Genomic DNA, 20421 nt, shown 5'->3' on the forward strand with positions numbered 1-20421 from the left:
AGGTACACCACGATGTCCGACCAGCCCTTCGCCTTCTTCCCCGCCGAGGTCGTCCGCACCACCCGGCTGAGCAGCTCGCTGCTCCGGGTCACCTTCGGCGGGGCGGCGCTGGCCGGCTTCGCCTCCGGCGGACGGGACCAGAGCTTCTCGCTCTTCCTGCCGCACCCCGGCCAGCCGGAGCCGGTGGTCCCGGTGGAGGAGGGCGAGGGCTGGTTCCGGGCCTGGCGGGCACTGCCGGAGGAGCAGCGGGCGGTGATGCGCTCCTACACCGTGCGCGCCGCCCGCCCCGAACTCCCGGAAGTGGACGTGGACTTCGTCCTGCACGGCGACACCGGCCCGGCCTCCGCCTGGGCCGGCCGGGCCACCGCCGGCGACCGGGCGCTGCTGCTCGGCCCGGCCGTCGAGGACAACACCAGCGTCGGCTTCCGCCCCCCGGCCGGGGCCGACTGGATCCTGCTCACCGCCGACGAGACGGCCCTCCCCGCCGCGGCCGCCATCCTGGAGTGGCTCCCCGCCGGGACCCGGGCCCTCGCCTACCTCGAAGTCCCCACCGAGGACGACCGCCTGGACCTCACCACCGCCGCCGAGGCCGAGATCCACTGGCTGGTCCGCAACGGCACCCGCCCCGGCCCGGCCCTGGACGCCCTCCGCACCGCCGAACTCCCGGCGGGCACCCCGTACGCCTGGGTGGCCGGCGAGGCCGCCGCCGTCCGCTCGATCCGCCGCCACCTGGTCGGCGAACGCGGCTTCGACCGCAAGTCGGTGGAGTTCACCGGCTACTGGCGCCTCGGCTCCTCCGAGGAACAACTGCGCGCCGAGGCCATCGCCGAGGCCCAGGCGGCCGCGGAAGCTGCGGCGCAGGCCGCCGCCTCCGACGCCTGACGCGACTCGGGCCTCGGCGACGGCGGAGCCGAACCGCCAGGAGCTGTCCGGCCCGTCATGCGCCGGGCTGTGCGGACGTACGCGGGTCGGAGCCGGCGATACGTTCGGCGAACCGGCGGACCTGGTCCTCGACGGGTTCGTTCCCGGTGACGGCCATGGTGTAGTGGCGCCAGGCCGTCGAGGGGAACGAGTCCTCGACGCGGAACCGCATCGCGATGTGGGCCTTCTCGCCACGGCCGCCGACAGAAACGCCGAGGCCCGGGGGCGGGGGCGGGCAGTTCCAACGCCGGTACCAGTCGAGGACGGCCAGCTCCCGGGCAAGGAGGCGTGCGGCGGTGTCGACCGGTTCCTCCCAACTGTGGTCGGCGGCGAAGCGGTCCAGCTCGGCGTCGTACAGTTCTGCGTCGAAGTGGGAGTCCGGTGGCAACCGCACCCGGATGTCGTCGGTGTTCTCCCACGTCCACACCACCAGACCACCACACCGCTCCATGGTCACGAAGACACCCCCGCAGCAGCCGGTATCGCAGTAGTTGTTCGAAAGCTCGACCCGCCGCGGTTCACCGCCCGCCCTCAGCGGCCACGTTTCGGGCGGGCCGATCAGCATCTCGTGAAAGAGGCTCGAATCGCTGTCGGGGTAGATCGTCTCCACTACGTCCACCCCGTCGATCATCAAACGGATCCGCGCCGACGGCCGCCATGACCCCGGATCCGCGGGGACATGGCGAAGGGAAAGGACGTTGAACGGGTTGGAATGCTCCATCGGCCCATGATCACACCTCCAGAACCGAGGCAGCCGGACACCCACCGTGCCGCCGCGGGTGGGTGGCCACCGGACTGGGCGGCTGATCATGCGTGAGTAGGGTGCTGCTGCTCATGAAGGGTGGTGCAGTTGCCGATGACTCGTGAGACAGCGATCACGCTGGTGCAGAAGGTCATGGACGTTGAGTGCGACGAGGACGAGATGACGCGGGTGCTGGACCGGCTGGACAGGGCTCTCGCCTGCCCGGCCGGCTACGTGTCCGGTCTGATCTTCTGGCCCGAGGACGGGCAGGCGGCAACCGCTGCGGAGGTGCTTGACCGGGCTCTGGCCTATGAGCCGTTCGCGCTGTGAAACGGCCTCAGGTGTGGAGCCGGATGACGAGTGCGGCAGCGGTGATCGTGCCGACGATGGTCCCGCCACCGGCCACAACGGCCGTTGCTCACCGGCAGGCACGGCCGCAACCGTCCCCACTCGGCATCCGACACATCCCCCGCCGATCCCGCCCCGTCCCCAGACCGACGAGCCACAACCGAGCCGGTCACATGACCGGCCGGACAGCTCCGGCGGAGCCGAACCGCTAACCGGTCGCCGCATCCTCGCTGCGGACCGACCGCCAGACGTGCTGCGCCCAGGCGAGGTCGTCCGGCTCGTCCCACAGGCAGACGACCCCGACCGCGGTGCCGCTGCGGTGCACCGTGAAGCCGTACAGCTCGTACTGGGTACGGCCGTTGTGCGTGGCGGCGGTCCAGAAGGCGTGCCGGATCCCGTCCGGGACGTCCTCGGTGATCCGCTGCTCCGGCGGTACGGCGGGTGCGCCGTTCAGCAACGCGGCGAGGAACTCCTCGGGGCCGCGGCGCAGCCGGTCGGCGAACACGTCGGCGTGCACGGTGCGGCCGGGTCCGGTGAAGCGGTGCGTGTTGTCCACGACAGCGGCGGAGAGACCACCGGTGCGTTCGACGGACCAGCGCTCGTTCAACGGGGTGCGGACGGGCACCGGCAGGGGATCGCCCACCCGGGAGAGGACGTCGTCGCGGTCCCAGGTGGTGGTGAGGACGCGGTGCAGCACCGCGTCGTCGCTGGCGTCGACGTACGGGATCTCGTCGGGGTCGCGCACCACGACGGTGGCCGGGGCTCCGTGGAGGTCCGCGCCCCAGGGCTCGATCGCGTTGGCCATGGTGCCCCGGAGGGCGAGTTCCCGGTAGGCCGGCCTTCCCCAGCTCCGGCGGGCGTGGTCCAGGTCCTCGTCACCGATCCGCAGCCAGGTGCCGACCACCAGCTCGGTCCCGCCGGTGAGCCGGACCGGCAGCAGACAGCGGATGAAGCTCCCCACGCCGTCGACCCGCAGCAGGGCGGCGACCCCGGCCTTGTGCCGGGCCTCCTCCGGGACCTCCAGCGCGGCGTCGGGCAGCCCGAAGCGGACATCGATCTGCTCCTGGTCGGGCACCGGGGTACCGCAGCACGAGCAGGTGGGGGCAGGGTTCGCGATCACGGCATGCAGCGTAGGGCAGGCCCCCACCTCCCGGACCGCCGGGGCAGCGCGCCCCGGCTGCCCGTCGGTCGGGCACACCCGAGCCCGACCGGGGCGGCCCTCAGGAGGACGGCGGCCCGGGCGGGGTGGTGCGCGCGGCCAGGACGGCGAGCTCGGCGAGGAGCACCGACAGGGCCGGGCCCGCCTCCCGGCTGCGCAGCGCGTCCAGGTGCTCCGCGAACGCCGTCCACTCCTGGCTGCCGCCCCGGAGCGCCGCCGCGGTGAGGCCCTCCAGCCTGAACGCCACCTGGTAGCGGCCCTGTTCACGCAGGGTCAAGGCCGCGTGGTAGGCCACCGAGAAGACGTCCACACGGCCGTCCTCCTCCCAGGCGATCAGGTCGCGCAGGATCCCGTCCAGGCCTTCCCTGCTCACCGGCCGGTCGAGGTAGACCCCCGGCAGCACCACCGCCCCCCGCACCTCGCGCCGCAGGTAGGCCCGGAACCCGGCCCGGGCCCGTGGCCCGCCCTTGAACATGGCGTCGACCCGCTTCCCCAAGACCTTCGCCTGGTCCCGGTCCTGACGCCCCGGAAGCCGGGCAGCGTCGTCCGCGGCCCAGAAAAGCGTGGCCATGGCCTGGTGGAGCTCGCCGTGGACGGGGCCCGGCGCCCCGCCCTCCGCCATCACCGCGAACGCCTCGTCGGCGTCCTGGTTCCGGCACGAGCGGCAGAAGACCGACACCCGGCCGCCCTCACCGGCCAGGGCCGACAGCGGGGTCTCCGGGTCCAGGTGGTAGCGCAGCGCACCCGACTTCCGGGCGATGACCGCGAGGGGCACGGTCGTTATCGCATCGCTGCGGGGCGGAAACCCCTCGAACGGATGCTCGGCACCGAGTACCTGGTACACCGCCCAGGTGCCGCGGGTCGGGACGAACCCCGGCTGCGGGAGCCGCCCGGCGAACTCGCGAAGGGTCCGGTCACCCGGCACCCGGTGGTCCAGCTCGTGCGATGACACGTCGTCACCCGCGTGCACGCTGTCGCGGTCAAGGATCATGCGCACGTCCATGTCCGGCCCCTTCGGTCGTCGGTGACGGGGAGCCTACCCCATTAACGTCATTCTGACGATAATTGACCCCCGGGGCAGCTCCGGGACCGGAACTCGTTGGCACCGGCGGTGGCTGACGCCCCATCATCGGCCGGTGCAACGGATGAGACACGGCTACACCAACCACACCGTCGGCGACGGCTCGCACGTCCGCAAGACCTACGAAGGGCCGGACGCCGGGCCACGACTGGCCCGGGAACGCGAGCTGCTGGCCTGCCTGGCCGGGGAGCTGCCCGTCCCGCCCGTCCTCGCGGCGGACGAGGGCTCCCTCACCCTCGCCCTGCTCCCCGGCCGCCCCGGCCAGGACCTGCTGGACGAGGGCCACGCCGCCGAAGTACTGGCCGCCTGCGGCACCCTGCTGGGACGGATCCACCGGCTGCGGCCCGCCACTCCCGCCCTCGGCCCCGGCCAGGTGCTGGTGCACGGCGACTTCGGGCCCAACAACGTCCTGCTGGACCCGGCGACCCGTCAGGTCACCGCCGTCCTCGACTGGGAGTTCGCCCACCCGGGCGCGCCCGTCGAGGACCTGGCCTGGTGCGAGTGGATCGTGCGGATGCACCATCCCGGACACCGCCCCGCCCTCCGGGACTTCTTCGCCGCCTACGACGGACCGGTGCCAGTCCCGGCCTGGGCGGAGCGGCGCGCCGCCATGCTCACGCGCTGCGCCGAGCTGGAGCGCTTCTGCGAACGCTGGGCCCCCGGCGGCCCCGCCTCGCGGCAGTGGCGCGACCGGGTCGCCGCCACCGCCGCCTGGACGGAGTGAGCGCAGCAGCGGGCGGCCGGGCCGGTCAGGTGCGCAGCACGGCCTGGTCGCCCTGGGGGCCGAAGAGGTGGAGGACCTCGACGGGGTGGTCGTCGGCCGGGCCGAACCAGTGCGGCTCGCTGGTGTCGAACTCGGCCACCTCGCCCGGACGGAGCGTCAGTTCGCCCTCGCCCAGGATGAGGCGGACGGTGCCGGCCAGGACGTAGAGCCACTCGTAGCCGCCGTGGGTGACCAGCTTGGGCTCGCGCGGGGCCAGCACCTGCTTGAACACCCGCACCCGGCCCGGGTACTGGGTGAGCGGGACGACCACGCTGCCGTCGTGGCGGTGGACCGGTTGGAGGTGGACCCGCGGATCGCCGCTGGCGGGGGCGGCGACCAGCTGGTCCAGGGCCACCCGGTGGGCCCGGGCCAGCGGGATGAGGAGTTCGAGGGAGGGGCGTCGCTTGCCGGACTCCAGGCGGGAGAGTGTGCTGACCGAGATGCCGGTGGTCTCGGCGAGCGCCTCCAGGGTGAGGCCCCGGTCGCGGCGCAGGGTGCGCAGCCGGGGGCCGATGGCGTCCAGTACCTCTTCGAGTTCCGCGTCCACGGGGTCATCCTTGCAGGAACGGCAAAGCACCTGGGCACGACGGGGCCCGCGGCCCCAGGCTGGGCGCCGGCAACGTCCTGACACACCGTGAGAGGCCACCATGACGACCAGTGCCCCCGCCGCTACCTCGTCCGCACCGCCGCCACCGCCCGAGCTCGACGCCCGCCGCCGCTGGACGGTGCTGGCGGTCTGCTGCCTCAGCCTGTTCCTGGTCGGCCTGGACACCACCATCGTCAACATCGGCCTGCCCGCCATCGGCACCGGCCTGGACGTCTCGGTGCACGCCCTGGCGTGGACCGTCGACGCCTACACCGTGGTGCTCACCGCGCTCCTGATCACCTCCGGCGCCCTGGCCGACCGCTTCGGCCGGCGCCGGGTCTTCCGCCTCGGGCTGGTGGTGTTCGGCGCCGCCTCGCTGCTCTGCGCGCTCGCGCCCTCCCTGGGCTGGCTGGTGGCGGCCCGCACCGTGCAGGGGATCGGGGCCTCGATGCTCAGCCCGGTGGCGCTGGCCATCGTGGTCAACGCGATGCCCGACCCCAGGGAACGGGCCCGGGCGATCGGGATCTGGGCGGCGGTCTTCGGTCTGAGCATGGCGGCCGGGCCGGTGACCGGCGGCGCGCTGGTGGACGGCCTCGGGTGGCGCTCGCTGTTCTGGGTCAACGTCCCGGTGGTGCTGGTGGCCCTGGTCCTGACGGTCCGTTACGTACCGGAGTCGCGCGCACCGCAGGCCCGGCGGCTCGACCTGCCCGGACAGGTGCTGCTGGCCGGGCTGGTCGGGGTGTCGATCGGGGTGCTGATCGAGGGCCCGCGGATCGGCTGGGCCTCCCCCGCCGCGCTGGCCGCCTACGCGGTGGCCGCGGCCGCGACCGTCGCCTTCGTCCTGGTGGAACGCCGGCGTGCGGAGCCGCTGATGGACCTGCGGCTGTTCCGCCGCCCGGCCTTCACCGGTGCGGTGCTCGGGGCGGTGGCGGTCTTCGTCGCGCTCGGCCTGACCCTGCTGCTCTCCACGCTCTACCTCCAGCAGGCCCGGGGCTGGACCGCCCTGGCCGCCGGGACGGCCACCCTGCCGATGGCCCTCGGCGCGACCGTCTGCGCCCCCTGGTCCGGCCGCCTCACGGCACGGGTCGGCCCGCGCCGGCCGCTCCTGCTGGCCGGTGGCTTCCTGACGGCGGGCGGCGGCTGCCTGTTCGGGCTCTTCTCCCTGGACGGGGGCGGCAGCCCGCCCCTGCCGGTGCTGCTGCTCGGCTACCTGCTCGTCGGGATCGGCTTCGGCTTCGCCAACGCCCCGATCACCAACACGGCCGTGAGCGGCCTGCCCCCGGCCCGCGCCGGCGTGGCGGGCGCGATCACCTCCACGGCACGGCAGTTCGGCTCCGCGCTGGGCATCGCACTGGCGGGCGTGCTGGTCACGGGCGCCGCCCCGGCCGACCTGGCGTCGGCAGCCCGGCCCGGGTGGCTGCTGGTGGCCGCGTGCGGACTGCTGCTCCTCCCGGTCGCCCGGGCGGGCCGCGCCGAGACCGCCGGCACCCGCAGGCCCTGACGCCGGCCCGGCCGGGAGGAACGGTCAGGACTCGTGGACGAGGGACGGTTCGCCGTCGGCAGGCGGACGGGCTTGAGTCTCCGGTAGGGGGAGGTGCGAGGGTACGGGCATGGACGGCGCGCTCTACTCGATCGGTGACCTGGCCCGGCGGACGGGTCTGACGGTCAAGGCCATTCGGTTCTACTCCGACTGCGGGATCGTGCCGCCGACTGACCGTAGCCCGGCCGGCTACCGCCTGTACGACATCGACGCCGTCGCACGTCTGGATCTCGTACGGACGCTGCGCGACCTGGGACTGGACCTCCCCACGGTCCGGAAGGTCGTGGACCGCGAGGTCTCCCTTCCCGAGGTCGCCGCGGCACACGCCGAAGCACTGGCGGTGCAGATCCGGACGCTGCGCCTGCGGCGCGCGGTGCTCACGGCGGTGGCCGAGCGCGGGTCCACCCCCGAGGAGATGGATCTCATGCACAAGCTGGCCAAGCTCTCCGAGGACGAACGCCGACGGCTGATCGACGACTTCCTCGACACCGCCTTCGGCGGCCTCCTGGACGCCACCCCCGAATTCGCGGGGATCACGCGCTCGATGACTCCCGAACTTCCCGACAACCCCGAGGCCGAGCAGGTCGAGGCCTGGATCGAGCTCGCCGAGCTGTCCCAGGACCCGGACTTCCGCGCCTGCACGCGGCGGATGGCCGAGCACTACGTGGCCGATCGCGCCCGGGGCGGCGCCACACACCTGCGCCGCGACCCCACCGCCGCGGTCCTCGACCAGGTCGGTCCGGCCCTGGCGGCCGGCATCGACCCGAGCTCACCCCGGGCCGACCGGGTCGTCGCGGCGGTCATGGCCCAGTACGCGGACGTCTTGGGCCGCCCCGACGACGTCGACCTTCGGCGGCGGTTGTTGACCCGGCTGGAGACCGCCAACGACCCGCGCAGGGAGCGGTACCTCCAGCTGCTCGCAGTCATCAACGGCTGGTCGGCGCCGGAGAGTCGGGCGCCGGCGTTCGACTGGTTCATCCAGGCCGTGGGCACCCGGACACCGGCGTGACACCGCAGGCTGCGGCAACGCCGATCCCGGTGACGAGCAGGGCCCGTCCCACCTGGCCCGCGGGGTGAACGGCAGGCTGACGGTCAGTCGGGCGGCATCGACTCCAGCACGCCCTGCCGGGTGAGGTCGTCCACCCAGGAGAGCCGGCCGTCGGCGGTGAGGCGCAGCTCGATCCGGCTCGGGCAGGACGCCGAGCCGAAGACCGTCCCGGCCACCTCCGCCTTCGCGTTCTCGACGGTGAGCGGCACCGTCCCGTCTGCCGGGCGCTGCTGCTGCACGACGTCGGCCGAGCAGTTGTCCATGGTCAGCTTGCCGACCAACAGGCGCGGCCCGCTCGCGGTCTCCACCGCCCGCATCCCCAGCCGGACCGTCCCGCCGGTGGCCGAGGACCCGCCGGCCACCGTCCCTCCCCAGGTGCCGGCCATCCGCTGGGTGAGGCTCGGCCCCGTACTGTCCGGCGCCGGGCTCCCGGTCTCCGGGGGACCGACCGACGGCCGCTGGATCGTCGGCGGTCCAGCCGTCGGCGTCCTGGTCGCCGGAGTCCCGGTCGCAGGAGTCCCGGCCACCGGAGCTCCGGTCGACGGGCCCGCGGCCGTCGGGCCCACAGCCGTCTGACTCCCCGTCACCTCCGCCCGCAGGGGCGGACCGCCGGAGATCAGCAGCCCCGCCGTCCCGCCCGTGTAGACGGCGGGCACCAGGTGCATCCCCCGGAACGCCACCGGCGCACCCAGACTCCCCTCGTCGGCGAACCGGGCGATCCGTTGCACGCTCCACTTCACGCCGTCGGCGGAGGCCCAGACCAGCGGCACGCTCCCCAATCGGTCCTGCGCCCAGCCGGTGGCGACGTAGCCGTGGCCGGTCCACTGCACGTACACCGGCGCACCACTGCCCGTCTCGGCTCCCTCCGGCAACGGCGGCGGGGCGGCGTCCGTCCAGTGCGCACCGCCGTCGCCGCTGCGCGAGATCCGCACCTCCGTCCGGCCCCCGGCCGCCCCTTCACCGCCTTCGCCCCCGCCTTCACCGCCGTCGTCGCCACCGCCACCGTCCATCGGCTCAAGCGTCGCCGCCCCGCTCGCCGTACCGCTCGCCGTACTGGCCCCACCGGTTCCCTCGGTCCTGCCGGCCCCGGGTTCCGACACCACGTACCGCACCAGTGCGACGGCACTCCCGTCACCGACGGCCACCGTGGCCCCGGTCTCGCCGGCCGGAACGCGCAGCACCGGCCTGCTCCCTGACGAACCGTCGAGCCGCACCATCGCCCGTCCCTTGTCCGCACCACCACCCGGGCAGTCCGCACCGGCCAACGACGGCGTCCCGCCCAGGTCCACGCGTCGGTTCAACCGGCAGTCGCCGAGCTCGAGTTCGACCCGCTGCCAGGTGGTGTCCTGCGGCCCGAGCACGGCGATCTCCCGCTCCGAGACCACCACCGCCGCCCGGTCCCCGTCGATGTGCAGCCACGGGCGTCCGGCCCCGGACCCATCGGGGACGGGCGGGCCGTCCACCCGGGTCCAGCTGCGTCCGTCCGCCGACCGCCAGGCGATGGTCTCACCGAACACCGGGGTCATCTCGCCGACCGTGGTCACCCCGGCCGCCAGGAACCCGCCCCCGTACCGGACCAGCCCGCTGATCTCTGCGCCCCAGCGGGGACCACCCGCCAGGCCCGCCAGATCGCCCGGCCGCCAGGTGACTCCGTCCGTCGAGTACCAGGCGCCCGGCCTTCCTCCCTCGCCCCGCCCCACCGCCACCACCACCTCGGGCCCCGCCGCGAGGTGGTCCGCGCTGAACCGGCCGCCCGCGAGCTCCGGACCGAGCGCGGCCACCGGCCAGAGCGTCCACGCCTCCGGCAACCGGCCACCGGACCGCCCCTCGCTCCCCGGCAGCCGCGCCAGCAGCAGTCCGCCCGCCGCCAGCGCCAACACCCCGGCCACCAGCACGATCCACCGAGCGCGCCCCCTCATGCGGTCACCGCGCACGGGTCCACGCTGTCCTTGCCCGGGTCCAGGGGGACGAGCACGCGTCCGGGCCCGTCGCTCCGCGGTCCGAGCTGGTAGGCGGGCACCCCGTCGAGCTTCCCCGCGGAGCGGAACGGCCCCAGGCTGGTGGTGCGGTCGACCCCGCCGACCACGTAGCCGACCTCCAGGCTCCACTCGTAACTCGCCTCGCAGGAGAGCACCTTGAGGAACACGAGCTGCGTCCCGCCCTTCTCCACCAACGTTCCGGTGATGCCGTCCACCGCCGTCCCGACCTCCACCCAACTGCCGTCCGGCTTCTTCACCTTGAGCTTTCCCGTGTCCAGGTCCAGCTCCGGGAAGACCGGCGGGTTGTTCCCGCCGCAACCGCTGGGGTGCGACAGGGTCCAGGCGTACGGGGGCGTGTCGACCCTCCGGATCACGGGGCGCAGCCGGGTGACGGTCACCGGCTCGTCCACCGCACTCACCGACACCGTCAGCAGCCCCGCCTTCCACGAAGCCGCGCCGAGCGAAGCGGCCGAGTTCCGCGGATCGTTGTCGAACCCCAGGTCCAACGCGCCGATGTCCGCCCCGCCTCGGGGCATCGCCGCCCTGCTCGTCTGGTCACACGCCGTCAACCGGGCCGGCCACACCGCGGCGATCGGCACCTCGGCCGGCTTCCGGTCCCCGAGCACCAGCCACCCCACCCCGGCCCCGACCACCACCAGCGCGGCCACCCCCGCCAGCACCGCGCTCCGCCGCACCCTCGGGCGGGCCTGGTGCACGATCAACGTCGAGTGGTCACCGATCACCACGTTCTCGGCGTCTCCCCCGACGGCCACGGCCTCCGAACCGCTCGCCGTGACCTCGTTGCCCCGCTCCGCCCCGGACTTCATCCGATGCCGCACCCCGTCCCGACCCCCAACCGCACCGCACCACGCCGCACCACGCCGCCCCGCACCGCCCACCACCGAGCGGAATTCCGGACCACCAACTCTAGGTCCGCCCACCGGACTTCCGACACGAAATCCCCACAACCGACCCCCGCCGGACCCGCCCGGACCCGCCAGGACCACCCGCCCCTTCCGCCCTGAGCATGACCGGTTGCCCTGTCCGCTCCTCCCGCCGGAGTCTTCGGACGTGACCACATCCACGACCACCATCACCGCCGCCGTCGCCCACCTCAGCGACCCGCACCTCACCAGCGGCCCCCTCGCCGCCGCCCCCGCCGAGAGCCTGCACCGGGCCCTGGCCCGCGTCCTCACCCTCGACCCCCTGCCGGACTGCGTGGTCATCACCGGTGACCTGGTCGACCGCGGCGACCGGCGGGCCTACCGCGTCCTGCGCGAACTCGTCGACCGCTACCCGCTACCGCTCCACCTGCTGGCCGGCAACCACGACGACCCCGAGGCGCTGCTCGCCGAGTTCGGCGGCACCCGCTTCCTCGGCGGCTCGGACCGGACGCACTACGCGGTGGACCACGCCTCCTTCACCCTCCTCGCCCTGGACTCCTCCCTCCCCGGCTCCCCCGCCGGCCTCCTGGGCCCCGAGCAGTCCGCCTGGCTGGACACCGAACTCGCCCGCCGTTCCCGGCTCCCCGCCGTCGTCTGCCTGCACCACCCGCCCGCCGACCTCGGCATCCCCTTCCTCGACGCCATGCGACTGACCGACGGCGACGCCCTCGCCGCCCTCCTCTCCCGCCACCCCCACGTCGCCCGCGTCCTCGCCGGCCACGTCCACCGCCCCGCCACCACCACCTTCGCCGGCACCCTCCTCGCCACCGCCCCCAGCACCCACCTCCAGAGCGGCCTCGCCCTACGCGGCGAGGTCCCCCACTACCTCCCCGAACCGACCTCCTTCCTCCTCCACCTGCGCACCGGCGACCGCCCCGCCTGGACCACCCACACCGTCCCCGTCAGCCACGCCGCGGCCACCATCGGCGGCTTCTGACCCACCGTCTCCGTGCTCCCGCCGTCCGCACGGCACCGGGACACCGACCACGGCGGCGCTCGGCCCTGTCGGCGGGCGACCCCCGGAGGACGAGGGCGGTGGACGCGCCGAGGAGCCTCAGGGTCACCCCTGACGGATCGTCACACCGCCCCGTTCAGGCCCGGCTCCACAGCGTCAGGTCCGCCGTGGTGGCGACGGCGAGCGTGCGCCCCGAGGGCGAGAACCCGGCCGCCCGCAGCTCCACCGCCCGGTCGTCGAACAGGCGCCACCGGGCAGTCCCCTGGGCTCCGCGGCGCCCCGCCCCGTCGGCCGAGAGCACCACCTGCCCGCCCTCCGCCCCGGACCGATCGACCGTCAGGCTCCAACCGCCGTGGGCCACGAGGTCCAGGCCTCCCCCGAACAGCCCGGCGGTCGGCACCCGCACACCCTCCAACGGCCCGATCCCGTCACAGCGGAGGTCGTCCCCCGGCTGCTCGTCGTCCGGCTCGTACTCCCGGGCCAACCGCTCGCCGGACACGGCGTCGTAGAGGCCGAGTCCGTTGTGGGAGACCACCATCACCAAGTCCCGACCGTCGTCCGGCGTGGACGCGAACCCGACCGCCACCAGCCCGCCGACCGCCGCCAACAGGACCCGCCGCCACGGCTCCGGCGGCGAAACCACCGGAGCCTCCGCCACGCGCTGGTCCCGTGCCGTCCGGTGCGCCTTCCCGCGCTCGTCGTTCCCCACGCCCCGTCAGCCCCGTCCCAGGATGCGGTGCGCGAGGTCGGCCAGGGTGGCGGTGATGCGGTCGAGGGGGATGCCGCGGTCGCGTTGGTGGCGGAAGAGTTCGGGGGCCAGCGGGGCGAGGAGGTGGTCGGCGGCGGTCTCGGGGTCGTCGAGTCCGGCCTCGCGGGCGAGGTGGGCGACGTGCAGCCGCCAGAAGCCGTAGACGCCGGTGGTGTAGCGGGCCGGGCCGGTCTCCGCGCCGAGGGCGAGGTGGACGTGGGCCTCCAACAGCTCCGTCATCGCGGCGTAGAAGGCCGTGAGCCGGGCCGCCGGAGTGGGGGCGGGCTCACCGAAGGCGCCCGGGCCGAGCGGCGCCGGGCCGGTCAACATCCGTTCCTGGAGCGCTCGTTCGTGTTCATCGAGGAGCGCCCGGGCGATGGCGGCCCGGTCGGGGTAGCGCCGGTAGAGCGTGCCGCGGCCGATGCCGGCGGCCTTGGCGATGTCGTCCATGGTGACGGCCGACGGGTCGCCGTCCGCGAAGAGCCGTTCGGCGGCGGCGAGCACCAGGGCGCGGTTGCGGGCGGCGTCGGCCCGTTCCCTCGGCGGCGGGTCGGCGGCGAGCGGCAGCGGCGGCAGTTCGGTCACGGGAGCAGCCTAACGAGCAAGTGGACAGAGCGTCCACTTGCTCGTACGGTGAGACCGACCCGGAAGCGGACAGAGCGTCCACTTCCCGTGAGCCTTGGGGGGTTCCTCCGCCGTGCCTCGACTCCTGCACCTCGACAGCAGCGCCCGCACCGACTCCTTCACCCGCCGCCTCGGCGCCGCCTTCACCCGGGCCTGGGGGCAGAACGGCGGCGGCCAGGTGGTGCACCGCGACCTGACCCTCGCCCCGCCCCCGCCGATCACCGAGGGCTGGACCGGCATCTGCGAAACCCTCCTGCGCGAGGGCATCACCGCGACCGACCGCTACGCCGAGGCCGTCCGGACCGGGGCCGAACGTCGCGCCTGGGCCGTCACCGAGCCCCTGCTCGCCGAACTGCTCGCCGCCGACGTGGTGTTGATCGGCGCTCCGATGTACAACTTCGGCGTCCCGGCGGCCCTCAAGGCCTGGATCGACCAGGTGACCTTCCCGAAGATGGACCTCGCCCCCCGCCGCTTCGTGGTCCTCTCCGCGCGCGGCGGCGCGTACGGGCCGGGCACCCCGCGCGAGCCCTACGACCACCAGGGCCGCTACCTGCTCGACTTCTTCCGGGGCCACTACGGGATCGAGGACGCCGAGGTGATCAGCGCCGAACTGGTCAACTCCCTCAGCGACCCCGCCCTCGCCGACCGCCTCCCGCAGCACCTCGACTCCACCGCCACCGCCCTGGCCCGGGCCGCCGAACTCGGCGCGGAGCTCGCCGGGCACACGCCCCCGAAGGAGGGTTGACCGTGCCGTGGATCTGGCTGCTGCTGGCCGGGGCCGTCGAGGTCGCCTGGTCCCGCAGCATCAAACCGACCGAGGGCTTCACCCGCCTCCCGCAGACCGTGCTCTGCCTCGCCCTCATGCTCGCCGCCGTCTACCTGCTCGGGCTCGCCGTCCGCGACCTCCCGGCCGGGCCCGCCTATGCCGTCTTCACCGGGATCGGCACCGTCGGCGCCGTCCTGACGGGGGCCCTGCTCGGAGGCGAACAGCTCACCGTCACCCAGGTCGCCGGACTGGCCCTGGTCACCGCCGGACTGGTCACCGTCCGCCTGGGCACCGCCGGTTGACCCACCCCGCACGTGCCGGGCCGCTGTGGGATCACCCGGCCGACGGCTCGTCGTCCCGTGCGGACGTCCAGTGCTCCCCACGGTGGCGCGAGCGCTTGGATGGGTGGTGCGGCCGGGACCAGGGAGGCCGCACCGCCCCGGTCCTCAAGCGGGTCGGCCACCGCCTCCCGCGTCCCGGACGGCCCACGCGAGCGACCACGGGGGTGGGCGGCTCGCGTGGGCCTCCCCCGCACCGCATCGCCCCACCGCATCGCCGCCCGACGGGCCGACCACCCGCCACCACCCGTACCCCCTCCGGCCCCGCCCGCCCAACCGGTACCCTGACTGCCCGAAACCTGCCGAACGGGAGCCGTGGACATGGGTGTGACGCTGGGCGATGTGGCACGGGAGGCCGGGGTCTCCCTGGCCACCGCCTCCCGGGTGCTCAACGGGTCCACCCGCAAGGTCAGCACCGGTCTGGCCGGACGGGTGCGGGACACCGCCGCCGCGCTCGGCTACCTGCCCAACGCCCCCGCCCAGGCCCTGGCCCGCGCGAGCACCGCCACCGTGGGCATCCTGCTGCACGACGTCTCCGACCCCTACTTCGCCGCCCTGGCCCGCGGCGCCTGCGACGCCGTGGTCGCGGCGGGCCTGATGCCCCTGGTGGTCAACACCGACGGCGACCCCGCCGCCGAACTGCGCGGAATCCGGATGCTGCACGCCCAACGGGTGCAGGCGATCGTCCTGGCCGGGTCCGGCTACACCGACCCCGAGGCCGCCGCACGGCTGGACGCGGCGCTCGCGGAGTACCGGGCCGGCGGCGGTTCGGTGGCCGCCGTCACGGACCACGGGCCGGAGTACCACACCGTCCGCCCGGCCAACCGGACCGGTGCCGCCGAGCTGACGCGGGCTCTGCTCGCCCTCGGACACCGGGACTTCGCCGTGATCACCGGACCGAGCCGGCTCCGGGTGCCGGGCGAGCGGCTGGCCGGGGTCAGGGACGCGCTGTCCGAGGCCGGGGTGGCGCTGCCCGAATCCGCGGTCCTGCGGTCCGAGTTCACCCGCGAGGGTGGCCGGCGCGCGATGGCCGACCTCCTCCGGGGTGACGAGCGCGGCACGGTCCCCACCGCGGTCCTGGCGCTCGCGGACGTCTGCGCGGTGGGCGCGCTGGCCGCCCTCCGGGAACGCGGGGTCCGGGTGCCCGAGGACATCTCGCTGGCCGGGTTCGACGACATACCGCTCGCGGAGGACCTGAGCCTTCCCCTGAGCACCGTCCGGATACCGCTCACGCTGATGGGCGCCGAGGCGGTCCGGCTGGCGCTCCGCTCCCCGGCGGACACGGTCGGCAGCTTCGACGCGCCCGTACAGGTGGTGCTGCGCTCCACCACGGGCGCGCCCCGCCGCTGACCCGAGCCGGCCGCGCCACGCCAGGTCCCGCGCCGCCCCACTCCGAGCACTCCGGCCCGAGGTACGGGCACGGAGCGCCCCGGCCACACCGGGAAAGCGCTTACCACCCCACCCACCAGGGCCTCACCCCATCCCGTCCACACCATTGACGGCCGTTCAGGAAAGCGCTTACCTTCGTCCCGCCCCGGCCCCCACCGCCCCGGAGGACGTCCCCCCATGCCCGCAGAGCCCACCACCCCCCGCCCCGCCCTGCTCTCCCGCCGCCGCCTGCTCCAACTCGCCGCCCTCGGCGCCTCCTCCACCCTCCTCCTCACCGCCGCCCCCACCCCCGCCTCCGCGGCGGCCGACGCCTACGACACCCTCCGCCTCCGCTGGCGCGACCTGCTCACCGGCACCGGCTTCGACCCCGCCGCCACCCCCTACGCCGCCACCCTCGCCGCCCTCGGCGACCGGGCCCGCGCCCAGTTCCAGAGCATGGCCCCCACCGCGACCGCCCTCTGGCCGGACCTCCCGCTCGGCAGCAACTCGGCGAACGTCACCGTCTCGCACACCCGCCTGCGCACCATGGCCCTGGCCTGGTCCCAGCCCGGCACCGGCCTCACCGGCGACCAGGCCCTGGCCACCGCGATCACCACCGGCCTGGACCACCTCAACACCACCCCCGGCGGCTACACCCCCACCGCCACCGCCTACGGCAACTGGTGGGACTGGCAGATCGGCACCCCGCAGGCCCTGCTCGACGTCTGCGTCCTGGTCCGCGACCGTCTGACGCCCACCCAGCTCACCGCCCTGCTCTCCGCCGTGGACCGCCAGGTCCCCGACTCCCGGGTGGCGAGCTACACCGGCACCAGCACCGGAGCCAACCGGGTGGACCTCTGCCGCGTCCTGTCCCTGCGCGGCGTCCTCGGCCGTTCCTCCGCCAAGCTCACCACCGCCACCACCGCCCTCTCCCCCGTCTTCCCGTACGTGCTGGCCGGCGACGGCCTCTACGCCGACGGCTCCTTCGTCCAGCACACCTGGGTCCCGTACACCGGCTCCTACGGCGAGGTGATGCTCGGCGGGCTCAGCAAGCTGTTCGCCCTGCTGGCCGGTTCCGCCTGGCAGGTCTCCGACCCCTCCCGCCAGACCGTCTTCGACTCCGTCACCAACGCCTACGCGCCCTTCCTCTACAACGGCCTGGTGATGGACTCCGTCAGCGGACGGGCCGTCAGCCGCGGCCGCCAGAGCACCGACCAGTTCCAGCTCCAGCAGGACGACCACACCCGGGGCCACACCCTGATCGGCCACATCCTCCGGCTCGCCGACTCCGGCGCCGCCCCGGCCGACCTGTCCGCCACCTGGCGCTCCGCCGTGAAGGGCTGGCTCACCCGCGAGTACTACCTCCCCTACCTCTCCAACGGCTACCTGGACGTCCCCGAACTCGCCCGCGCCCAGGCCCTGCTGGCCACCACCGAGTCCGCCACCCCCACCGCCCCCGAACCGCTCGGCGCCCGCGTGTTCGCGATGGACCGCGCCGTGGTCCGCCGCTCCGGCTGGGCCGCCTCGCTCAGCCTCTGCTCCGCCCGCACCACCTTCTACGAGACCGGCAACGGCGAGCACCTGCGCGGCTGGCACAGCAACAACGGCATGCTCTCCTGGTGGGGCGCCGGCTTCGGCAACGGCCAGTACTCGGACGCCTTCTGGCCCACCGTCGACCCCTACCGCCTGCCCGGCACCACCGTCTCCGCCAAGCCGCTCGCCGACGCCGCGGGCGGCGCCTGGGGCGCGCCCCGCCCGGACTCCACCTGGGCCGGCGGCGCCACCGACGGCACCTACGCCGCCGTCGGCCAGGACCTGCGCGGCCTCTCCTCCACCCTCACCGGCCGCAAGTCCTGGTTCCTGCTGGACGATTCGGTCGTCTGCCTGGGCGCGGGCATCGGCTGCGCCGACGGCACCCCGGTGGAGACCGTCGTCGACAACCGCAACCTCGGCCCCACCGGCACCCACGCCCTCACCGTGGACGGCACCGCCCAGCCCACCACCCTCGGCTGGTCCCAGCGCTTCGACGGCGCCCGCGCCGTCACCGTCTCCGGCTTCGGCGGGTACGTGCTCCCGGCCGGCACCTCCCTCCAGGTCAAGCGCGAGGCCCGTAACGGCAGTTGGCACGACATCAACACCAACGGCACCACCGAGCAGCTCACCCGCCGCTACCTCACCCTCTGGTTCGACCACGGCACCGACCCCACCGACGCCTCGTACGAGTACCAACTGCTCCCCGGTGCCACCCCCTCCGCCACCGCCGCCAGGGCGGCCGCCCCGACCGTCACCACCCTCGCCAACTCCCGTACCGTGCAGGCGATATCGGACTCCGCCTCGGGCGTCACCGCCGCCAACTTCTTCGCCGCCGGGACGGCCGGGCCGATCACCGCCTCCGCCCCCTGCTCGGTCCTGGTCCGCGACACCGGCACCGGCGCGGGCGCCACCCGCACCGTCACCGTGGCCGACCCGTCCCGCCAGTCCGCCACCGTCACGGTCACCCTGCCCGGCACCGGCCGCCCCACCACCACCGACCCCGGCGTCACCGTGCTCTCCACCGAAGGCACCGTCACCCTCCTGGTGGAGCTCGGCGGCACCCAGGGCGCCGGACGCACCGTCACCCTCGCCACCACCGGCGGCACCCCGGCCACCGCCACCGCGACCCTGCTGACCCCCACCCAGGACAGCTACGTCCGCGACGGCTCCTACGCCACCACCAACTACGGCACCGCGACCACCCTGACGGTCAAGAACACCAACACCACCGACAGCGGCTACGGCCGCCGCGCCCTGTTCGGCTTCGACACCACCGCCGTCCCCGGCACCGTCCGGCGCGCCGTCCTCTGGGTCCACGGAGCGGTCGCCGACTCCGGCGGCACCCTCACCACCCTCCAGGCCTTCGCCACCGCCACCACCCCCTGGACCGAGACCGCCGTCACCTGGGCCAACGCCCCCGCCCTCGCCCAGGCCCTGGGCACCGGACGGATGTCCACCACCCCCGACTGGGTCCCACTGGACGTGACCGCCGCCGTCACCGCGGGCCGGTCCGCCCTCACCCTGGCCGTCTGGCAGCCCCTCGCCGCCGTCGGCCTCGCGGTCAACCTCGACGCCCGCGGCCACGCCGCCTTCCACCCCGTCCTGGAGGTGATCAGCTCCTGACCCACCGTCAGGACACGGAGGGGGCGGGCCACCGGAGGACCGGCGGCCCGCCCCTCGTGGGCTCCTACGGACGTGGGCTCCTACGGACCTACCGGCCTACGGGCGGACGTAGGGCCGGGTCATGAGCTCCATGTTGTGCCCGTCGGGGTCGGCGAAGTAGACGCCGCGGCCGCCGAACCAGTCGTTCTCCCGACCGGGGTCGGTGTGGTCCGGGTTGGCGTAGTAGGTGACCCCGGCCGCCCGCAGGCGGTCGACCATGCCGTCGAACTCCTCGTCGGGGACGAGGAAGGCGTAGTGCTGGCCCTGCACAGGTTCGTCGCGCTTCTCGTAGTAGTCGAGGGTCACGCCGTTGCCGAGGTCCACGGGGAGGAAGGGCCCGAACGGGTTGCCGACCTCCAACCCCAGGACTCCGGCGAGGAATTCGGCCGACCGCTGCCGGTCGCTCGCGTAGACGGCCGTGTGGTTGAGCTGGACGTGCGTCATCAGTGGTGTGGTCTCCGCTCTCGGGATCCGTTGGAAGGTGCGCCGATCGAGGGCGCCGGAAGCAAGGAGAACGGAACAGCGGCGGGGCTCTCACCCGCCTCGGGCTCACGCCGAGGCCGGGTAACCCACTCGTGAATGGCCCAAGGCCGACCCGGTAGTCACACGAACGACCTTAATGAGCAAGGCAGCTGACTGCAAGACGGTTCCCGCGTGTCCCTGGCGCTCAGTCGGAGAGCTCCAGCCGGGCCCGGGTGGCCTCGCCGAAGACCTCGGCGATGTCGTGGCCCGCCCGGTTCCCGTCCGCGAACAGCCCTGCACGGACGGCGCGGACCACCAGGACCTGGTAGCGGTCGATCCGCTCCGACCAGCCCCGGTGCTCGATGTAGTCCCAGAGGGCGTCCAGCGACCGCCCCCGCCACCCGGGCAGCGCTTCGGGCTCCACCGCCCTGAGCGCGTCCGCGAACTCCGCCGCGGACTCGATCCGGAAGCCCCGCACGTCGATCACCAGCTCGCTCGTCTCCACGCCGATACCCTAGCCACCCTCTCCTCGTCCCCTTGGTGCTCGCGGCGGTCTACAGCACGGTGACCGCGAAGACCCACAGGTGCGGCGAGGCGGGGACGACCGCGTAGTGCACGATGGCGTGCGGCGTGGTGACGACCCGGACGGTGTCGTCGAGGTCGTACCGGTCGGCCGGGGGCCAGCCGTAGGGGTGGGCCTGGGCGCGCAGCAGGGCCTGGTGCAGCTCCTGGCGGGCCGGCCCGGGGAGGTCGCCGACCACGGCGGCGACGGTCTTGGCGATGCGCAGAGTGTACGGGTGGGTCACGGGCCCGGTCCTCGTCGGGTGGCTGGGCCTGTTGACCCGGCGTCATAC

At 74.3% G+C, this 20421-nt stretch carries 21 protein-coding genes; 10 read left to right on the forward strand and 11 right to left on the reverse strand.

Going from position 1 to position 20421, the window contains the following annotated elements; all coding sequences use genetic code 11:
• The first annotated feature begins 12 nt into the window (after positions 1 to 12).
• The gene (locus ACIA8O_RS17440; protein WP_396294696.1) at positions 13 to 882 is read left to right on the forward strand and encodes a siderophore-interacting protein; all 870 of its coding nucleotides are present in this window, start codon (positions 13 to 15) and stop codon (positions 880 to 882) included.
• Positions 883 to 937: 55 nt separating this feature from the next.
• Here ACIA8O_RS17440 and ACIA8O_RS17445 read toward each other — a convergent pair whose 3' ends face one another.
• On the reverse strand, positions 938 to 1642 hold the full coding sequence (locus tag ACIA8O_RS17445) for a hypothetical protein (protein WP_396294697.1): 705 nt from the start codon (positions 1640 to 1642) through the stop codon (positions 938 to 940).
• 123 nt (positions 1643 to 1765) lie between these two features.
• On the opposite strand from ACIA8O_RS17445, the gene ACIA8O_RS17450 reads away from it, so the two are divergent.
• Positions 1766 to 1993, forward strand: a complete 228-nt coding sequence (locus ACIA8O_RS17450; protein ID WP_396294698.1) for an e9imm peptide — start codon at positions 1766 to 1768, stop codon at positions 1991 to 1993.
• A gap of 226 nt (positions 1994 to 2219) precedes the next feature.
• Here the strand turns inward: ACIA8O_RS17450 and ACIA8O_RS17455 are convergent, their stop codons facing one another.
• Positions 2220 to 3131 carry a DUF2199 domain-containing protein gene (locus ACIA8O_RS17455; RefSeq protein ID WP_396294699.1) on the reverse strand — a complete coding sequence of 304 codons (912 nt, stop codon included), beginning with the start codon at positions 3129 to 3131 and terminating at the stop codon, positions 2220 to 2222.
• A 100-nt stretch (positions 3132 to 3231) separates the two neighbouring features.
• The gene (locus tag ACIA8O_RS17460) at positions 3232 to 4173 is read right to left on the reverse strand and encodes a hypothetical protein (protein WP_396294700.1); all 942 of its coding nucleotides are present in this window, start codon (positions 4171 to 4173) and stop codon (positions 3232 to 3234) included.
• A 142-nt stretch (positions 4174 to 4315) separates the two neighbouring features.
• Between ACIA8O_RS17460 and ACIA8O_RS17465 the strand changes: the two genes are divergently transcribed.
• Positions 4316 to 4975, forward strand: coding sequence for a phosphotransferase family protein (locus ACIA8O_RS17465; RefSeq protein ID WP_396294836.1), 660 nt, complete (start codon positions 4316 to 4318; stop codon positions 4973 to 4975).
• Between the two features lie 25 nt (positions 4976 to 5000).
• On the opposite strand, the gene ACIA8O_RS17470 is transcribed toward ACIA8O_RS17465, so the two are convergent.
• Positions 5001 to 5561, reverse strand: coding sequence for a helix-turn-helix domain-containing protein (locus ACIA8O_RS17470; RefSeq protein ID WP_396294701.1), 561 nt, complete (start codon positions 5559 to 5561; stop codon positions 5001 to 5003).
• Positions 5562 to 5661: 100 nt separating this feature from the next.
• Between ACIA8O_RS17470 and ACIA8O_RS17475 the strand changes: the two genes are divergently transcribed.
• Both ACIA8O_RS17475 and ACIA8O_RS17480 read left to right on the forward strand, forming a co-directional pair.
• Positions 5662 to 7101, forward strand: coding sequence for an MFS transporter (locus tag ACIA8O_RS17475; protein WP_396294702.1), 1440 nt, complete (start codon positions 5662 to 5664; stop codon positions 7099 to 7101).
• Between the two features lie 109 nt (positions 7102 to 7210).
• Positions 7211 to 8149: a MerR family transcriptional regulator gene (locus tag ACIA8O_RS17480; protein WP_396294703.1), complete on the forward strand. Its 939-nt coding sequence runs from the start codon at positions 7211 to 7213 to the stop codon at positions 8147 to 8149.
• Between the two features lie 83 nt (positions 8150 to 8232).
• On the opposite strand, the gene ACIA8O_RS17485 is transcribed toward ACIA8O_RS17480, so the two are convergent.
• Both ACIA8O_RS17485 and ACIA8O_RS17490 read right to left on the reverse strand, forming a co-directional pair.
• Positions 8233 to 10107 (reverse strand): hypothetical protein, encoded by a 1875-nt coding sequence (locus tag ACIA8O_RS17485; RefSeq protein ID WP_396294704.1) that lies wholly within the window; start codon positions 10105 to 10107, stop codon positions 8233 to 8235.
• Positions 10104 to 10994: a hypothetical protein gene (locus ACIA8O_RS17490; RefSeq protein WP_396294705.1), complete on the reverse strand. Its 891-nt coding sequence runs from the start codon at positions 10992 to 10994 to the stop codon at positions 10104 to 10106. The genes ACIA8O_RS17485 and ACIA8O_RS17490 overlap by 4 nt, the downstream gene beginning before the upstream one ends.
• A 244-nt stretch (positions 10995 to 11238) precedes the next feature.
• Between ACIA8O_RS17490 and ACIA8O_RS17495 the strand changes: the two genes are divergently transcribed.
• Positions 11239 to 12048 carry a phosphodiesterase gene (locus tag ACIA8O_RS17495; RefSeq protein ID WP_396294706.1) on the forward strand — a complete coding sequence of 270 codons (810 nt, stop codon included), beginning with the start codon at positions 11239 to 11241 and terminating at the stop codon, positions 12046 to 12048.
• Positions 12049 to 12202: 154 nt separating this feature from the next.
• Here the strand turns inward: ACIA8O_RS17495 and ACIA8O_RS17500 are convergent, their stop codons facing one another.
• Positions 12203 to 12709 (reverse strand): hypothetical protein, encoded by a 507-nt coding sequence (locus ACIA8O_RS17500; protein WP_396294707.1) that lies wholly within the window; start codon positions 12707 to 12709, stop codon positions 12203 to 12205.
• A gap of 72 nt (positions 12710 to 12781) precedes the next feature.
• The gene (locus ACIA8O_RS17505; RefSeq protein ID WP_396294708.1) at positions 12782 to 13399 is read right to left on the reverse strand and encodes a TetR/AcrR family transcriptional regulator; all 618 of its coding nucleotides are present in this window, start codon (positions 13397 to 13399) and stop codon (positions 12782 to 12784) included.
• A 112-nt stretch (positions 13400 to 13511) separates the two neighbouring features.
• Between ACIA8O_RS17505 and ACIA8O_RS17510 the strand changes: the two genes are divergently transcribed.
• From ACIA8O_RS17510 to ACIA8O_RS17525, 4 genes are all read left to right on the forward strand, one after another.
• Complete coding sequence (locus ACIA8O_RS17510; protein ID WP_396294709.1) at positions 13512 to 14183, forward strand: FMN-dependent NADH-azoreductase; 672 nt, start codon at positions 13512 to 13514, stop codon at positions 14181 to 14183.
• Between the two features lie 2 nt (positions 14184 to 14185).
• Positions 14186 to 14506, forward strand: coding sequence for a DMT family transporter (locus tag ACIA8O_RS17515; RefSeq protein WP_396294710.1), 321 nt, complete (start codon positions 14186 to 14188; stop codon positions 14504 to 14506).
• A gap of 357 nt (positions 14507 to 14863) precedes the next feature.
• Positions 14864 to 15892, forward strand: a complete 1029-nt coding sequence (locus tag ACIA8O_RS17520) for a LacI family DNA-binding transcriptional regulator (RefSeq protein WP_396294711.1) — start codon at positions 14864 to 14866, stop codon at positions 15890 to 15892.
• A gap of 216 nt (positions 15893 to 16108) precedes the next feature.
• Positions 16109 to 19066, forward strand: a complete 2958-nt coding sequence (locus ACIA8O_RS17525; RefSeq protein WP_396294712.1) for a polysaccharide lyase family 8 super-sandwich domain-containing protein — start codon at positions 16109 to 16111, stop codon at positions 19064 to 19066.
• A gap of 96 nt (positions 19067 to 19162) precedes the next feature.
• On the opposite strand, the gene ACIA8O_RS17530 is transcribed toward ACIA8O_RS17525, so the two are convergent.
• The 3 genes from ACIA8O_RS17530 to ACIA8O_RS17540 all read right to left on the reverse strand — a co-directional run bounded on the left by ACIA8O_RS17530 (position 19163) and on the right by ACIA8O_RS17540 (position 20373).
• On the reverse strand, positions 19163 to 19549 hold the full coding sequence (locus ACIA8O_RS17530; protein WP_396294714.1) for a VOC family protein: 387 nt from the start codon (positions 19547 to 19549) through the stop codon (positions 19163 to 19165).
• A 223-nt stretch (positions 19550 to 19772) separates the two neighbouring features.
• Positions 19773 to 20072, reverse strand: coding sequence for a barstar family protein (locus tag ACIA8O_RS17535; protein ID WP_396294715.1), 300 nt, complete (start codon positions 20070 to 20072; stop codon positions 19773 to 19775).
• A gap of 49 nt (positions 20073 to 20121) precedes the next feature.
• Positions 20122 to 20373: a hypothetical protein gene (locus ACIA8O_RS17540; RefSeq protein ID WP_396294716.1), complete on the reverse strand. Its 252-nt coding sequence runs from the start codon at positions 20371 to 20373 to the stop codon at positions 20122 to 20124.
• Between the last annotated feature and the right edge of the window lie 48 nt (positions 20374 to 20421).

The organism is Kitasatospora sp. NPDC051853 (assembly GCF_044452665.1).
In the GTDB taxonomy this organism is placed as follows: Bacteria; Actinomycetota; Actinomycetes; order Streptomycetales; family Streptomycetaceae; genus Kitasatospora.

Excerpts from the sequence above, each read along its gene's own strand:
- ACIA8O_RS17530 (WP_396294714.1), bottom strand. The coding sequence starts at position 19,549 with ATGACGCACGTCCAGCTCAACCACACGGCCGTCTACGCGAGCGACCGG.
- ACIA8O_RS17465 (WP_396294836.1), top strand. The coding sequence starts at position 4,316 with ATGAGACACGGCTACACCAACCACACCGTCGGCGACGGCTCGCACGTC.
- ACIA8O_RS17485 (WP_396294704.1), bottom strand. The coding sequence starts at position 10,107 with ATGAGGGGGCGCGCTCGGTGGATCGTGCTGGTGGCCGGGGTGTTGGCG.
- ACIA8O_RS17475 (WP_396294702.1), top strand. The coding sequence starts at position 5,662 with ATGACGACCAGTGCCCCCGCCGCTACCTCGTCCGCACCGCCGCCACCG.
- ACIA8O_RS17520 (WP_396294711.1), top strand. The coding sequence starts at position 14,864 with ATGGGTGTGACGCTGGGCGATGTGGCACGGGAGGCCGGGGTCTCCCTG.
- ACIA8O_RS17490 (WP_396294705.1), bottom strand. The coding sequence starts at position 10,994 with ATGAAGTCCGGGGCGGAGCGGGGCAACGAGGTCACGGCGAGCGGTTCG.
- ACIA8O_RS17460 (WP_396294700.1), bottom strand. The coding sequence starts at position 4,173 with ATGGACGTGCGCATGATCCTTGACCGCGACAGCGTGCACGCGGGTGAC.
- ACIA8O_RS17445 (WP_396294697.1), bottom strand. The coding sequence starts at position 1,642 with ATGGAGCATTCCAACCCGTTCAACGTCCTTTCCCTTCGCCATGTCCCC.
- ACIA8O_RS17525 (WP_396294712.1), top strand. The coding sequence starts at position 16,109 with ATGCCCGCAGAGCCCACCACCCCCCGCCCCGCCCTGCTCTCCCGCCGC.
- ACIA8O_RS17480 (WP_396294703.1), top strand. The coding sequence starts at position 7,211 with ATGGACGGCGCGCTCTACTCGATCGGTGACCTGGCCCGGCGGACGGGT.
- ACIA8O_RS17440 (WP_396294696.1), top strand. The coding sequence starts at position 13 with ATGTCCGACCAGCCCTTCGCCTTCTTCCCCGCCGAGGTCGTCCGCACC.